13 protein-coding genes are annotated in these 15,613 nt (G+C 62.2%); 7 read left to right on the top strand and 6 right to left on the bottom strand.

The annotated features are described in order from the left end of the window. Positions 1-3: 3 nt before the first annotated feature. Complete coding sequence (gene mnmA, locus RQX22_RS03965; RefSeq protein WP_410001601.1) at positions 4-1,110, bottom strand: tRNA 2-thiouridine(34) synthase MnmA; 1,107 nt, start codon at positions 1,108-1,110, stop codon at positions 4-6. A 188-nt stretch (positions 1,111-1,298) separates the two neighbouring features. Here mnmA and RQX22_RS03970 point away from each other — a divergent pair, with 188 nt between their 5' ends. The 3 genes from RQX22_RS03970 to RQX22_RS03980 all read left to right on the top strand — a co-directional run bounded on the left by RQX22_RS03970 (position 1,299) and on the right by RQX22_RS03980 (position 2,551). Beyond that, a complete protein-coding gene (locus RQX22_RS03970) occupies positions 1,299-1,565 on the top strand; it encodes a hypothetical protein (RefSeq protein WP_315723864.1) in 267 nt (88 codons plus the stop codon). A 99-nt stretch (positions 1,566-1,664) separates the two neighbouring features. Then, positions 1,665-1,964, top strand: a complete 300-nt coding sequence (gene sciP, locus RQX22_RS03975; protein WP_315723866.1) for a CtrA inhibitor SciP — start codon at positions 1,665-1,667, stop codon at positions 1,962-1,964. A 314-nt stretch (positions 1,965-2,278) separates the two neighbouring features. Beyond that, positions 2,279-2,551, top strand: coding sequence for a GlsB/YeaQ/YmgE family stress response membrane protein (locus tag RQX22_RS03980; RefSeq protein ID WP_315723867.1), 273 nt, complete (start codon positions 2,279-2,281; stop codon positions 2,549-2,551). 101 nt (positions 2,552-2,652) lie between these two features. On the opposite strand, the gene RQX22_RS03985 is transcribed toward RQX22_RS03980, so the two are convergent. Together RQX22_RS03985 and RQX22_RS03990 are read right to left on the bottom strand one after the other, a co-directional pair. Beyond that, complete coding sequence (locus tag RQX22_RS03985) at positions 2,653-3,366, bottom strand: SIMPL domain-containing protein (protein WP_315723869.1); 714 nt, start codon at positions 3,364-3,366, stop codon at positions 2,653-2,655. A 184-nt stretch (positions 3,367-3,550) separates the two neighbouring features. Beyond that, the gene (locus tag RQX22_RS03990; protein WP_315723871.1) at positions 3,551-3,814 is read right to left on the bottom strand and encodes a GlsB/YeaQ/YmgE family stress response membrane protein; all 264 of its coding nucleotides are present in this window, start codon (positions 3,812-3,814) and stop codon (positions 3,551-3,553) included. Positions 3,815-4,029: 215 nt separating this feature from the next. Between RQX22_RS03990 and RQX22_RS03995 the strand changes: the two genes are divergently transcribed. The 4 genes from RQX22_RS03995 to RQX22_RS04010 all read left to right on the top strand — a co-directional run bounded on the left by RQX22_RS03995 (position 4,030) and on the right by RQX22_RS04010 (position 12,888). After that, the gene (locus RQX22_RS03995) at positions 4,030-5,220 is read left to right on the top strand and encodes an efflux RND transporter periplasmic adaptor subunit (protein ID WP_315723874.1); all 1,191 of its coding nucleotides are present in this window, start codon (positions 4,030-4,032) and stop codon (positions 5,218-5,220) included. Between the two features lie 11 nt (positions 5,221-5,231). Then, positions 5,232-8,309 (top strand): efflux RND transporter permease subunit, encoded by a 3,078-nt coding sequence (locus RQX22_RS04000; protein WP_315723876.1) that lies wholly within the window; start codon positions 5,232-5,234, stop codon positions 8,307-8,309. A gap of 58 nt (positions 8,310-8,367) precedes the next feature. Beyond that, entirely contained in the window at positions 8,368-11,442 is a 3,075-nt protein-coding gene (locus RQX22_RS04005) for an efflux RND transporter permease subunit (RefSeq protein WP_315724592.1), read from the top strand. A 180-nt stretch (positions 11,443-11,622) separates the two neighbouring features. After that, positions 11,623-12,888, top strand: coding sequence for a DUF445 domain-containing protein (locus RQX22_RS04010; RefSeq protein WP_315723878.1), 1,266 nt, complete (start codon positions 11,623-11,625; stop codon positions 12,886-12,888). 87 nt (positions 12,889-12,975) lie between these two features. Here the strand turns inward: RQX22_RS04010 and murA are convergent, their stop codons facing one another. The 3 genes from murA to RQX22_RS04025 all read right to left on the bottom strand — a co-directional run bounded on the left by murA (position 12,976) and on the right by RQX22_RS04025 (position 15,422). Then, a complete protein-coding gene (gene murA / locus RQX22_RS04015; RefSeq protein WP_315723880.1) occupies positions 12,976-14,259 on the bottom strand; it encodes a UDP-N-acetylglucosamine 1-carboxyvinyltransferase in 1,284 nt (427 codons plus the stop codon). Between the two features lie 156 nt (positions 14,260-14,415). After that, positions 14,416-14,763, bottom strand: a complete 348-nt coding sequence (clpS, locus tag RQX22_RS04020; RefSeq protein ID WP_315723882.1) for an ATP-dependent Clp protease adapter ClpS — start codon at positions 14,761-14,763, stop codon at positions 14,416-14,418. Positions 14,764-14,978: 215 nt separating this feature from the next. Next, positions 14,979-15,422, bottom strand: a complete 444-nt coding sequence (locus tag RQX22_RS04025) for a phasin family protein (protein WP_315723884.1) — start codon at positions 15,420-15,422, stop codon at positions 14,979-14,981. Positions 15,423-15,613: the final 191 nt, after the last annotated feature.

Consider the following 15,613-nt stretch of genomic DNA (forward strand, 5'->3'; position numbering starts at 1 on the left):
GTCCTACGCCGGCTCCAGTTCGGCGGCGATCGTCTCCTCGATCCAGCCGCCGCCCAGCACACGATCGCCGTCATAGATGACGGCCGCCTGGCCTGGGGCGACGCCATATTCCGGGTCCAGGAAATGGAGGCTGCGGCCATCGAAGCGGGCAGGTGCGGGCCTTGCCATCGATCGGACCTTTGCGGTGAGTCCTTCCTTTTGCGCCTCGCCGAGCCAGTTGATGTCGGAAAGGTGGGCGGTACGGACCGCCAGCGCGCTTTTCGGACCGACGATGACGCGGCGTACCCCCGGCTCCAACCGGACGACATAGAGCGGTTCCTTCTGTCCCCCGATCTCAAGGCCGCGGCGCTGCCCCACCGTGAAATGGATCAGGCCCTTGTGGCGCCCGAGCAGCCGGCCGTCCATGTGGACGATCTCGCCCTCTTGCGCCGCTTCTGGACGGACCTTCTTCACGACCGAGGCATAGTCGCCATTCGGGACGAAACAGATGTCCTGGCTGTCCGGCTTGTCGGCGACGATCAGTTGCAGATCGCGTGCCACCTCGCGCACCAGAGCCTTGGGCAGATCGCCGAGTGGGAAGCGCAGATAATCGAGCTGATCCGCAGTGGTGGCGAATAGAAAGTAGCTTTGGTCGCGGGCGGGGTCGGCGGCGCGATGAAGTTCTGCGCCTGACGGCCCTGCCATTCGCCGCACATAATGACCGGTGGCGAGGCAATCAGCGCCGAGATCGCGTGCCAGGCTGAGCAGATCGGTGAATTTAACGCCTTGATTGCAGGCGATGCACGGGATGGGCGTGCGGCCCATCATATATTCATCGGCGAAGCGGTCGATCACGCTGTCTTTGAAGCGGCTTTCGTAATCGAACACATAATGGGCGATGCCGAGCCGGTCGGCTACGGTACGGGCGTCGTAAATGTCCTGGCCGGCGCAGCAGCTCCTGGATCGCTCGACGGCCGCCCCGTGGTCGTAAAGCTGGAGCGTCACGCCGACAACCTCGGCCCCCGACCGCGCGGCGAGTGCGGCCACGACCGAGCTGTCGACGCCGCCCGACATGGCAACGACGATCCTTGCCTCCTCGGACGGGCGTCCGAGCTGGAAATCGACCTCTATCATGCGCGCTACATAGGCCCGTTCCCGGCGGGATTGAACCGGCACTTGCCTGATCAGCCTCGCTCGCCGCGCATATTGTGGTGGTAAGAGCGCCATACTCGCCCACAATGTGGTTGGAAAGAAAGGGGAATTCCACGAATTCCGCTCTCCTTTACCGGCTGTTCAACCTTATTCGCTACCAAGTCGCCATGGATTTGAGCTTTTTCCGCCGTGCGCAGCAAGGATTTGCCGGTCGCCTCGACGTTGCGCTCGATTATGGGCTGCTCGTCGCGATGTTGCGCGCGCATCAGGATGCCAGCTTGGCCGCCTGTTCGGAAGCGGGGCACGATATCGATCCGCATGTCCAGGAGCCACTGGTCGAATTGCTGCTCGGCGGCGCCCAGTGGCGGCAAGCGTCGGCCACGCAGAGAGGATGCTTCAATCCGGCTTATGCGAGGCAACCGGACGTAAATTGAGATGACCGGGAAATTTACCTTCGCGTTTCAGGCTTCTTTCAGTGGCGCGGCTTAGGACCGTCGTATCGACTGGCCTTGGCAGTGATTTTTGAGGTGGGAATGATTGAGAACCAGAAAATACGACCAGCCCAGGTCATTGGTCCCTTGGGGGAGCCGCTGACTCTTGAATCACTGCCGCCCAGTTCGACGACGCGATGGGTCGTGCGCCGCAAGGCGGAAGTCGTCGCCGCGGTCAATGGCGGTTTGCTTACGGTCGACGAAGTGTGCGAGCGCTATCAGCTAACGCTGGAGGAATTTGCCTCCTGGCAACGGGCCGTCGATCGCTCTGGCATGCCGGGACTGCGGGTGACCAGGATCCAGCATTACAAATCTCTGTACGAGCGCCAGCAGAAATTCTGACGCGTTATTCCGCGTGCGCTCCAGGCACGGCCTAAGCGTCCCCGGTCCCAGGGTCAGCGAAGGGCACCTCTATCGAGAGTGGCAGTCGCCCGCTTCCCTTTCGGTATGTCCGACAGGAAGCGGGCTTGCGCCTGCAGCGCCGATAATTTCCTTCGATACTGGCCCGAAACAATGTACGTCTTTGTCCGTTCCATCCGTTCCGATCCCGCAAGAAGGACGGACGGTAGGAACAAGCGCGTGCTTGACGCGTCTTATGGATCGAACCGCCGCTCTAACTGCCCGGTTCGTCCGGCAATGAATACAGGAGGGAAGAGATGGTTACCTGGATACTTATCATCGTTATAGGCGGCATCCTGGGCTGGCTCGCCAGCATCGTGATGCGCACCGATGCTCAGCAAGGAATACTTCTCAACATCGTCGTCGGTATCATCGGCGCAATCCTGGGCGGCCTGCTGCTCAGCCCGCTGATCGGCGGCGCGCCCATTACGAGCGGAAGTTTCGACATCATGTCGCTGCTTGTCTCGTTTCTTGGCGCCATCATTCTGCTCGCGATCGTCAATCTCTTCCGTCGCGGTCGGGTGCGCTAGCACGAGACTGTTCAAGCGAAAAAGGCCGTCCTGCAGAGCAGGGCGGCCTTTTTCATTCTTGCGAAAAATGGACGCGCTTTTCCGCGTTTCGACCAACCCCTCTATTGGAGTTCGAAGCTGACTGACAGCGTCACGGAAACGGTCTGCTCGCCTGGATTGATCTGCGAGGTGGCGCTATCCGCAGCCTCGGCTCGCATCGCCATTGGCCTAGGATAAGGCGTCATATTGCCGCCTTCGCTGACCGATAGGATCCGGCCGACTGTCTTTCCCATGGCGCGGGCATAAAGATCGGCGCGGGCGCGAGCATTGGCGAGAGCCGCGGTTCGCGCTTCGTCCAGTGCCTGCTCGGGCTCGTCGATGCTGAGCGCCGGGCCGTTGATCTGATTGGCGCCCTCGGCCACCAGCGCATCCAATATTTTGCCGGTGTTCGCGATGTCGCGGAAGCGCACATTCACCTCGTTGCTGGCGCGATAACCGATCAGCTGCGGATTGCCGCCGCGCTCGTCGTGGCGGTAATCAGGATAGAGATTGATTGCGCTGGTCTGGATGTCGCGATCGGCGATGCCAGCGCGCTTCAGGGCGGCGCGCACCGAGTTCATTTGCCGCGCATTCTGTTCGAGCGCAGCAGTCGCGGTCGGCGCGGTCGTAATGACTCCCGCGCCGATGCGGGCAATATCGGGGACCCGGCTCACCTCGCCCGTTGCGACGACATCCAGCCTTGTTCCCGAGAGGGGAGGCGCCTGCTGGGCGAGCGCCCCGCCTAGCGGCACCGCCGCTGCTGCCAGCAGAACCGCAACTTTCATTTTCGTGATCATCGACTACTCCCAAATAACTGAACACCTTCAGGCGTCAGGCTGCTTTCAACGACAACGCCCCTGCACGCTTGCTGAACCTCGTCCCGCACCGCGCCAACATGCTCTGATGCGCGCGCGGGCGCCGGGCTCCTTGGATCGTCGCTGCGCGACCCGCCTGTCAGAGCGAGCCGGCGGCGAACTTGCGCTAACGCCGGGAAATCAGCCTGTAGACGAACAGGATGATGATGGCACCGACAATGGCGGCGATGAAGCCTGCGCCCTCCCCAGGATCGTACCAGCCGATCGCATTGCCGATGAAGCCGGCTAGAAGCGCGCCGCCGATACCGAGGGCGATCGTGACCATGCAGCCGCCGGGATCACGGCCCGGCATGATGAATTTCGCCAGCGCGCCCGCGAGCGCGCCGATGATTATCCAAGCCAATATCCCGTAATCGGTGAGCAAGTTCATCCCGTTCCTCCCGCCGGTCGCCCGGCCGCCTGTCATTCACGCCTGACGGGTTTGGACCGTAAAGCGATGGCTAAAGGGTAACAATATTGGTAGAGCCGCGGTTCCACGGGACCGAGGCGGTCTTCGAGAAACAAGACTTGAGAGGGGTGCCCTATTCGGCTAACACAGTAGTCGAAGCGGCCGAGCCGCCCTTTTGGTGTGGGATGATGGAAGCGATGAACCTGGAATCGGCGACGTGGCGCCGCAGCGCGATCGAAACAGAGGTTCTCGATGAGGAGACGCTTGCGCGCCGGCGGCGGCGCAGGACGATCATCATCGGTGTCGTTGTTGCGCTGATCGCGATCGGCATCGCCTTCTTCATGCTGACGGGTCCGGCGGAAGAGGTGCCTGCCCCCGCCGGTCAAGGCGCGGCATCGCTGCCCGCAGTCACGGTCGTGGTGCCGGGCAAGCAGCAGGTCTCGAGGAGCATCTCCGCGACTGGAACGCTGGCGGCGCGGCGTGACATGCCGGTCGGCGTAGCCGGCGAAGGTGGAATGATCGCACGGGTGCTCGTCGAGCCAGGTCAATGGGTCGATAACGGGCAGACGCTCGCCGTAATCGAACGTTCGGTGCAGTCCCAGGAAGTGCAGCAGCTCGCCGCCAATGTCGAGGTCGCCCGCGCCGACGCCCGTCTTGCCCAGCAGGAGCTCGATCGCGCCCAAGCCTTGGTCGGACGCGGCTTTATCTCGAAAGCGGATGTCGAGCGGCGGATTGCCACCCGCGACGCCGCCAATGCCCGCGTCCGCGTCGCTCAGGCGCAGCTTGGCGCGGCCCGGGCCAGGGTCGGGCGGCTTGATATACGCGCCCCTGCGGCGGGACTCGTGCTCGATCGCAACGTCGAGGCTGGCCAGGTGGTTGGCGCCGGAAGCGGCGCTCTCTTCCGGATTGCCCAGGGGGGGCAGATGGAATTGCTCGCTCGGCTCGCCGAATCGGACCTGGAACAGGTGAAGGTCGGAATGACCGCGTCGGTCACGCCAGTCGGCTCATCGAAAAGTTTCACCGGCCAGATCTGGCAGGTCTCCCCTGTCATCGATCCGCAGTCCCGCCAGGGCGAAGCGCGTATCGCGCTTTCCTATGATTCCGCGTTGCGGCCGGGTGGATTTGCCAGCGCGACCATCAACGTCGGCACGATCGACGCACCCTTGCTGCCGCAGTCGGCGGTCCAGAGCGACGATCGCGGCAATTATGTCTACATCATCGATGGCAACAATGCCGTCGTGCGTCGTGACGTGAAGGTTGGAGAGGTTTCCGACCAGGGCGTTGCGATCGCTTCCGGCCTCAGCGGCAATGAACGGGTGGTTCAGTCGGCCGGCGCCTTCCTGAGCCCCGGTCAGAAGGTCCGGCCCGTCCGCGCCGCGTCGCGCTAGGATAGATCGCCATGGGCTTTCGGAATATTTCTGCCTGGTCGATTCGGAACCCGGTACCGCCGATCGTCATCTTCATCGCGCTGGCGCTGGCGGGGATCGTCAGCTTCATGCGGATGGAGGTGCAGAACGAGCCCGACATCGATTTTCCGGTCGCGATCGTCTCCATATCGCAGCCGGGCGCGGCGCCGACCGAACTCGAAACCCAAGTGGCGCAACGGGTCGAGGCGGCGGTTCGCTCCATTGCCGGCGTCGACGAAATCCAGTCGATGGTCAGTGAGGGCAATAGCCAGACGATCGTTCAGCTCGACATCGGCACCCCGATCGATCGCGCCGTCAACGACATACGAGATGCGGTCCAGCAGATTCGCAGCAACCTGCCGGACGGGATACTCGAGCCGCAAGTCTTCCGGGTGGATACGACCGACAAGGACCTCGCCAGCTTCTCGGTCGCCGCAACCGACATGACGCTCGAGCAATTGAGCTGGTATGTCGACAATAATATCGCGAAGGAATTGCTGTCGGTACCGGGCATGGCGGCGGTCAACCGGGCCGGCGGCGTTTCCCGGGAAATTCGCGTCATTCTCGACCCGGTCAAGCTCCAGGCGCATCGCCTGACGGCAAGTCAGGTCAACCAGCAGTTGCGGGCGGTCAACCTCAACGCGGCCGGTGGCCGCGCGGAAATCGCCGGTTCGGAACAGTCGGTGCGCGTGCTTGGCAACGCAGCCTCGGCTTATGATCTGGGACAGACGGAGATATCGACCGGCAGCGGCCAGACCATCAAGCTCGCCGACATCGCCGAGGTGCGCGATCTCTATGCAGAGCAGCGTGGCTATGCGACCCAGAACGGCCAGCAGGTGCTGAGCTTCAGCATTCAGCGCGCGAAGGGCAAGTCGGACGTCAGCGTCTACGATGCCGCGATCGAGAAGATCAAGGCGCTCGAGGAACGCACGCCGGGCGTGAAAATCGTCGAGCTGAACAACAGCGTCAAATATACGAAGGCGCAATATAATTCGGCAATGATCGCGATGGTCGAAGGCGCGGCCCTGGCCGTGGTCGTGGTGTTCGTCTTTCTGCGCGACTGGCGCGCGACCCTGATTTCCGCTTTGGCGATTCCGTTATCGGCGATCCCGACCTTCTGGTTCATGTCGATGCTGGGCTTCACGCTCAACAATATGACCTTGCTGGCGCTCAGCCTCGTCGCGGGCGTGCTGGTCGACGATGCCATCGTCGAGATCGAGAATATCGTGCGCCATATGCGCATGGGGAAAAGTGCCTACCAGGCCTCGATCGATGCCGCCGACGAGATCGGCCTCGCCGTGCTGGCAACGACCATGTCCATCGTGGCGGTCTTCCTGCCGGTCGGACTGATGCCCGGAATTCCCGGCCAGTTCTTCAAGAATTTCGGGCTGACCGTCGTCGTCGCCGTGCTGATGAGCCTTGCCGTCGCGCGGATGATCACGCCGATGCTCGCCGCTTATTTCCTGAAAGCGAAGGGGCACGCCTCGCATGGCGAGGGGCGGTTCATGAATTTCTACATGACGGTCCTCAAATGGACGATGCGCCACCGCTGGGCTGCGGTGGTGGGCGGATTGGCGGCCTTCCTCCTAACCATCGCCACGTTCATGGCGATTCCTCAGACGTTTCAGCCGAATCACGATTCCGATCAGAGCACGGTGAACGTGGCGATGGTGCCGGGCACGACACTCGCGCAGACCGGGGCGGCGGTTCGCGAGGTCGAGGCCATCCTGCGCACCCAGCCGGAGGTCGAATCGATCTTCTCCCGCGTCAACGTCGGCCAGGGACGGGTGACGGCGATATTGAAGGAAAAGCGGGATCGTAAGAGCGTCGAGATCGAGCGCGCGGTCGCGCCCCGGCTCGCGCGCATTCCCGACGCGCGTGCCACTTTCCAATCGCAAACCGGCTTTGGCGGCCGTGACATCACGGTGACGCTTGGCGGCGACGATCCGGTCAAGTTGCAGGAGACCGCCAACAGGCTGGTCCGGGAAATGGCCACCATCCCGGAATTGGTGGCGGCGCGCGTCGACGGCGATCTGCAGCGCCCGGAAATCACGATTGAGCCGCGCCTGGACCTGGCGGCGAATCTCGGGGTGACGACCAGTGCGCTCAGTCAGGCTATCCGGATCGCGACGCTCGGCGACATCGATCAGAACAGCGCGCGATTCTCCTTGTCCGATCGCCAGATTCCGATTCGCGTCTCCCTGGATGAAGATGCCCGGCAGCGGCTTTCGACAATCGAGAATATGCCGGTGCCGACAAGTGCCGGCGGATCGGTACCGCTCAAGGTGGTGGCCGATATCGGCTTTGGTGCAGGCCCGACCCAGATCCAGCGGGTCAACCAGATGCGGATGGTGAATATCGGGGCGGACCTGGCACCCAATGTCGTCACCAGCGAGGCTTGGGCAAAGATCAATCAGCTGCCAGCGATGCGCGACCTGCCCTTGGGCGTGCAGCGGATCGAACTCGGCATGAACAAGTGGATGGGGGAGATGATCCAGAGCTTCATCATCGCCGTCATTTCCGGAATCCTGCTCGTCTTCGCGGTGCTGGTGCTGCTCTACAAGCGTTTCATGTCGCCGCTGGTGAACATGGGGTCGCTGCTGCTGGCGCCGTTGGGCGGCATGCTCGCTTTGCTGATCGTCGGACTTCCGATCTCGATGCCCGTTTATATCGGTATTCTCATGCTGCTCGGCATCGTCGCCAAGAACTCGATCCTGCTTGTCGACTTTGCCATCGAGGAAATGGACAAGGGCATCGACAAGATGACGGCGATCATAGATGCCGGTCACAAGCGCGCCCAGCCGATCGTGATGACGACGGTGGCGATGGTTGCGGGCATGATCCCTTCCTCGATCTCGCTGAGCGGCGACGGCGCCTGGCGGGCGCCCATGGGCGTAACCGTGATTGGCGGTCTCATCCTGTCGACCGTATTGACCCTGCTCATCGTACCGGCATCCTTCTCGCTCGCGCTTGGGATAGAGCAACGGCTCGGCAGCAGGCTTCGCCGGATCATCACCTATCGGGGGGTCGAGGATCACGGTCCCGAGCCTCGCTCGCAGCCGGCGGAGTGACTTTTCCGCCACCAGAGATCGGGCCCGTACGAGCCGTATTCCTTTAGGAGGATCCGTGATGGGCTTTCGCAATATCTCCGCCTGGTCGATCCGAAATCCCGTTCCGCCGATCGTCATCTTCATCGCGCTGGCGCTGGCCGGAATCGTCAGCTTCATGCGGATGGAAATCCAGAACCAGCCAGACGTCGATTTTCCGGCGGTGATCGTCTCGATATCGCAGCCGGGCGCCGCACCGACCGAGCTCGAGACTCAAGTAGCGCAGCGCGTCGAGGCAGCGGTGCGATCGATCGCCGGGGTCGATGAGATCCAGTCGACGGTCAGCGAGGGGAATAGCCAGACTTTCGTTCAGCTCGACATCGGCACGCCGATCGATCGTTCTGTCAACGACATCCGGGACGCGATCCAGCAAATCCGCAGCAACCTGCCAGAGGGAATACTCGAACCGCAGGTCTTCCGGATCGAGGCGAACGATCAGGAGCTTGCCAGTTTCTCGGTCGCCGCAACCGATATGACGCTCGAGCAATTGAGCTGGTATGTAGACAATAATATCGCCAAGGAATTGCTGTCCGTCCCGGGCATGGCGGCGGTCGACCGCGCCGGCGGTGTCTCCCGCGAGATCCGGGTCATTCTCGATCCGGTCAAGCTCCAGGCGCATGGCCTAACGGCGGGCCAGGTCAACCAGCAATTGAGGGCCGTTAACCTCAACGCCGCCGGGGGGCGTGCGGAGATCGCCGGATCGGAACAATCGGTTCGCGTGCTTGGCAATGCCGCTTCGGCTTACGACTTGGGACAGACCGAGATCGCGACCGGAAGCGGCCGCACGATCAAGCTCGCCGATATTGCCGAAGTGCGCGACCTCTATGCCGAGCAGAGGGGATATGCGACCCAGAATGGCCAGCAGGTGCTGAGCTTCAGCATCAAGCGCGCCAAGGGCAAGTCCGATGTCAGCGTCTACGACGGGGCGATAGAGAAAATCAACGCGCTCGAAGAACGAACGCCTGGCGTGAAAATCACCGAGCTCAACAATTATGTTAAGTATACGAAGGAAAATTACCAGGCGGCAATGGCGGCAATGGTCGAGGGCGCCGCGCTTGCCGTCATCGTCGTCTTCCTGTTCCTGCGCGACTGGCGTGCAACGCTCATTTCCGCGCTCGCTATTCCGCTGTCGGCGATCCCAGCGTTCTGGTTCATGTCTTTGCTCGGCTTCAGCTTGAACATGATGACTTTGCTGGCGCTCAGCCTGGTCGCGGGCGTGCTGGTCGACGATGCCATCGTCGAGATCGAGAATATCGTGCGCCACATGCGAATGGGAAAGAGCGCCTACCAGGCCTCGATCGATGCCGCCGACGAAATCGGCCTTGCAGTGCTGGCGACCACGATGGCGATCGTCGCTGTATTTCTTCCCGTGGGTTTGATGCCCGGCTTTGCCGGCCAGTTCTTCAAGAATTTCGGGCTGACCGTCGTCGTTGCCGTGCTGATGAGCCTGGCGGTGGCGCGCATGATCACGCCGATGATCGCCGCTTATTTCCTGAAGTCCAAGGGACATGCCTCCCATGGCGAAGGCCGTCTTATGAACGGCTATATGTCGGTACTGAGATGGACCATGCGCCATCGTTGGGTCGCCATTGTCGGCGGGATTGCCGCTTTCGTCCTGACGATTGTGACCTTCTCGATGCTTCCCCAGACCTTCCAGCCCACCGAGGATTCGGATCATAGCAGGGTGATCGTGGAAATGGTCCCGGGAACCAATCTGGAGCAGACTGGCGCGGCGGTTCGCGAGGTCGAGGCAATCCTGCGCGAGACGCCGGAAGTCGCCTCGATCTTCTCGCGCGTCGATGTCGGCTCGGCTCGGGTCACCGCCACTTTCGACGAGCAGCGGGAACGCACGAGCGTGGAGATCGAGCGCGCGGTCGCGCCCCGGCTGGCCCGCATTCCGGATGCGCGCGCCAACTTTCAATCTCAGTTCGGAGGTGGCCGCGACATCACGGTGACTCTGGGCGGAGATGATCCGGTCAAGTTGCAGGAAACGGCGAACCAACTGGTCCAGGAAATGGCCACCATTCCAGAATTGGTGGCGGCGCGCGTCGACGGCGACCTGCAGCGGCCGGAAATCACGATCCAGCCCCGGCTGGACCTTGCCGCGAATCTGGGCGTGACCACCAGCGCCTTGAGCCAGGCAATCCGGATCGCCACGCTTGGCGATATCGACCAGAATAGTGCCCGTTTCTCCCTGTCCGACCGACAGATACCCATACGTGTCGCACTTGAGGAAGATGCGCGGCAGCGGCTTTCTACCATCGAAAACATGCCGGTCCCCACCACCTTCGGAGGGTCCGTACCGCTTAAAGTGGTGGCGACCATCGGATTCGGCACTGGGCCGACCAAGATCGAGCGTATCAACCAGATGCGGATGGTGAATATCGGCGGCGATCTGGCACCCAATATCGTCAGCAGTGAGGCTTGGGCGAAGATCGATCAGTTGCCGATCATGCGCAATCTACCGCTGGGCGTGCATCGGGTCGAGACTGGCGAGAGTAAGTGGCAGGGGGAGATGATCCAAAGCTTCATTATCGCCGTCGCCTCGGGGATCCTGCTCGTTTTTGCGGTGCTGGTGCTGCTCTACAAGCGTTTTATGTCGCCCCTCGTCAATATGGGCTCCCTGTTGCTCGCGCCGCTCGGCGGAACCCTGGCATTGATCGCCACCGGCCACCCGATCTCGATGCCCGTCTATATCGGCATCCTGATGCTGCTCGGCATCGTCGCCAAGAACTCGATCCTGCTTGTCGACTTTGCCATCGAGGAGATGGACAAGGGCGTCGACAAGCTGACGGCGATCGTCGATGCCGGGCACAAGCGCGCTCAGCCGATCGTCATGACGACGGTGGCGATGGCAGCCGGCATGGTCCCTACCGCTTTGTCGCTCAACGGCGACGGTTCGTGGCGCGCGCCAATGGCCATCATGGTGATCGGCGGTCTGATCATGTCCACGGTTCTGACATTGGTGATCATCCCCGCATCCTTTTCGCTCGCGCTCGGCATCGAGCGGCGGGCCGGCCGCCGGCTCAGCCGGATCATCACCTATCGTGGGGTTCAGGATCATGGGCCGGAACCCGCCACCCAGCCAGCAGAGTGAATCATGGGCCGGGCGCGATAGTGATATGGTTTCATCCACTCCGACGGGCGTAACTATCCCGGCGCGCGGGTCCGTCGATGGGCCCGGACGAGCATCGAGCCGGCTATTCGCCTTTCTCCAATTGGCCGGTATTGCGATTAAGTGCGGACCCTTGGATCAGGTTCGACTATTGAAGTCGTTATGAGCCTGTTCGAGCGGTCTGGCCTGGTGCGACTGAACCCGGCCCAAGGGGGTGTCCGCGGCATGCGGATCATGGCCACGGGCATGCTGGTCGCGATGGCGGCTTTGTTCCTGATCGCCAACAGCCTCGACGAGCTTTATCCGGCGCTGGGCTTCGTCAAGGCTTTCGCGGAAGCTGCGATGGTCGGCGGCCTTGCCGACTGGTTCGCGGTTACCGCCTTGTTTCGCCATCCGCTCGGCCTGCCCATCCCCCACACAGCCATCATTCCCAGGAACAAGGACCGGATCGGTGAGGCGTTGGCCGCGTTCCTGCGCGACAATTTCCTGACGCCATCCGTCGTCGCGCGGCGGATGCGCAAGCTCGACGTTGCTGCCGGGATCGGCCGGTTTCTGGCCAGTCCACCAGCGGAAGGAAGGCTGCGTGAAGGAGGATCGCGGCTGGTCGCGAACCTGCTCGAATCGCTGGATCAGGAAAAATTGGGCGGCATGGTAAAAGGCGCCGTCGCCAGTCGCATGCGGGCGATGGAGGTGTCGCCCTTGCTCGGCCAGTCGCTGGAGGCGGCGATCACCGACGACCGCCACGTTCCTATCCTCGACGGGATCATCACCTGGGCTGGTCGCACGCTCGACGCCAATGAGGACATGATCCGCGCCATGGTCCATCAGCGCGCCGGGCTCGTCATGCGTCTCGCCGGACTGGACGAGAAGCTTGCGGACGGGATCATCGACGGGTTGCGGCGGCTCACCATCGACATGGCGGTGGACGAGCACCATCCGCTTCGGGCCAAGGCTGAGGAAGGCTTGGCCGCGCTCGCGACCTCGATGCAGAATGATCCGGACATGCGCCGAAAGGTCGAGGAGTGGAAGAATGAGATCATCGCCAACAAGGCGGTAACCGATTGGGCCGACGGTCTTTGGGAAAATGCCCGGGCCGGATTGCTGAAAGCCGCCCGCGATCCGGATGCGACCATGGCAGGGAAGTTCGGCGAGGCGATCCGGCAGTTGGGCGAAACGCTGCAGCAGGACGCCCGGCTCAAGACGGCGGTGAACCAGTTCGCCCGGCGTGCCGCGGTCGGATTCGTCGCAAGCTATGGCAAGGGCATCGTCACCTTGGTCTCGGACACTATTCGGAGCTGGGATACGGGAACGGTCACCGGCCGGCTCGAGAACGCCGTCGGGCGTGACCTCCAATATATCCGGATCAACGGGACTTTGGTCGGTGGCCTGGTCGGGCTCCTCATCCACAGCATCGAACTGCTCGTTTGACCTTTCGCCCTCTCGATGCCGCCTTTCCCGCCGAGCCCGGCTATCCTTCGCTCGACATCCTGGCAGTCTCCGCCTGACCTGACCGGATCAGCCGTCGCTGACGCGCTCGATGTCGGCGCCGACTGCCTGTAGCTTCTCCTCCAGCCGCTCATAGCCACGGTCGAGATGGTAGACACGGTTGACCTGCGTCTCCCCCTCTGCGGCAAGGCCGGCGAGGATGAGGCTCATCGATGCGCGAAGATCGGTCGCCATGACCTGGGCGCCGATCAGCTTGTCGACCCCCCTGACTACGGCCGACCGGCCTCTCACCTCGATATCCGCGCCCATCCGGATGAGCTCCGGAACGTGCATGTACCGATTTTCGAAGATGGTTTCGGTAAGCAGGCTGGTTCCGTCCGCGAGACTCAGCATGGACATGAATTGCGCCTGCATGTCGGTCGGGAAGGCCGGGAAGGGTGCGGTCGAGAGGGAAAGCGGCCTCAGCTTCCCGTCTGCGCTCACCTTGATTCCTCCCGGCACGTCCTCGACGATCAGGCCGGCGTCGCTGAGACCGGAGAGGATTGACGGCATCGTCTCCTTGCTGGCGCCTTTCAGCTCCAGTGTGCCGCCGGTGATCGCCGCGGCGCAGGCATAGCTGCCAGCCTCGATCCGGTCGGGCATGACCGAATAGGTCGCGCCGTGGAGCCTGTCCTTTCCATGGACAGTCAAAGTATCGGTCCGCAAGCCATCAATCCTGGCGCCCATCGCGATCAGGCATTTGGCGAGATCAGTGATCTCCGGTTCGCGTGCTGCATTCTCGATGGTGGTTACGCCCTTGGCGAGTACCGCCGCCATGAGCGCATTTTCGGTGGCCCCGACCGACACGACCGGAAAATTGATCGTACCCCCCCGAAGGCCGCCGTCAGGCGCGATCGCCTTTACATAGCCCGCCGTCAGCTCGATGCGGGCGCCAAGCGCTTCGAGCGCCTTGAGGTGAAGGTCGATCGGTCTGTTGCCGATCGCACAGCCCCCGGGCAGCGACACCGTTGCCTCCCCGGCGCGGGCCAGTAACGGCCCCAACACCAGGATCGAGGCGCGCATCTTGCGGACGATGTCATAGGGCGCGACGGTCGAAGTGATGTTCGAAGCGCGAAGCGTCATGACGCGTCCGAACTCGTCCGCCTTTGCCCCCTCCACCATCGTCGATACACCGAGCTGGTTCAGCAGATGGCCGAAACTGTCGACGTCGGCGAGACGCGGAAGGTTGCGAAGAGTCAGCGGCTCGTCCGTGAGCAGGGCGCAGGGAAGCAAAGTGAGCGCCGCATTCTTGGCCCCCGAAATCTGTATCCTGCCCTGGAGGCGGTTACCGCCCCTGATGATGATGCGATCCATGAGACGGTCCTAAGGAATTGGCGACGCGGCGCAAGCTGGTGGCATTGATAGGATGTTCGTTCGGGCCGTTATGAGAGCAGCGGAGAGTGGTGGCCAGGCACGGCTCGCCAGCGTCGCACCGTCCTCTTCTGGGCAGCCAGGGGACGATTTAGGCGGCTATGCCTTTTCCAGCGTGCATTGGAGGGGGTGCTGATTTTCGCGCGCAAAGTCGATTACTTGGGCTACCTTCGTTTCCGCGACCTCGTAGCTGAAGATTCCGCATACGCCGACGCCGCGCTGATGAACGTGAAGCATGACCCGGGTGGCATCCTCGATATTCATCTTGAAAAAGCGCTGCAGGCACAAGACGACGAATTCCATGGGCGTGTAATCGTCGTTCAGCATCAGCACCTTATAGGGGGAGGGAGTCTTGGTGCGGGTACGCGTGCGCGTCGCGACGCCAAGGCCGGTCCCCTCGTCGTCTCCCTTCCGTTCGTCCGCCGCAACGATAACTGAATCATTCATGGCCATAAACATTGCCTAAATATGGCAAGCAGCGCTTTGCGGGCAAGGCTTTGCAGCTATTTGTCTTCGCAATTTTCGCCGGGCCGTGAGGGAGCGAGGGCCGGCCAAATCCGTCGCCGGCTGCCGGACATGGAAAGGGCGACCGCTCCTGGCCGGGAGCGGTCGCCCTTTCTGGCACTCGATTGGAGAATTCGCCGAGTCTCGGCGAACCTCTTTTAGAGCGCGACGGCGTTCTTCACCCGCTCGGCGGCGACTGAATAACGGTTGGTGATCGGCTCGGCGACTTCGCCCGCAAGCTTGACCACGGCTTCGCTCAGCTTCGAGCTTTCGGCGATCATCGCGTCGAACTGCGTGCGCGCGAATTCGCCCTGCAGACGGAAGAAGTCGGTCGGCGATTTCACTTCCGCAAAGCTCTTGAGCGCGGCAGACGCATCTTCGAAGCTCTTGCGGCTGAAATCGGCAACGTCCTGGCCGATCCGCTCGACGCCCTTTGCGGCAAGCTTGGTCGAAGCGACCATCGCCTCGACATTGCCCTTGGTGAGCTCGGTGACTTCTTCCGCAAAGCGGACATTGCGATCGAACGCGCCCTTGGCACGCTCATTGGCTTCGCCGAAAGCGGCCTGGACGCGGTCAGCGACCTGATTGGCTTCGTTCTTCATGGCTTCGTTTCCTTGGTTGATCTGATGGATAGGGGCGGCAGGCTTGGCAGCTCGACTTTTCGCCGTGGCAGCCTTGGTTCCAGTCTTGGCCATTGCAGTCGTCCTCATTCTTATGCTGCATTGCAACATAAGGTATTGAAGCCGATCCTGCAACCTATTTTGTGCAGTGCAACAGAGATGTCACAATCTCC

The organism is Sphingosinicella rhizophila, from assembly GCF_032378825.1.
GTDB lineage: Bacteria > Pseudomonadota > Alphaproteobacteria > Sphingomonadales > Sphingomonadaceae > Allosphingosinicella > Allosphingosinicella rhizophila.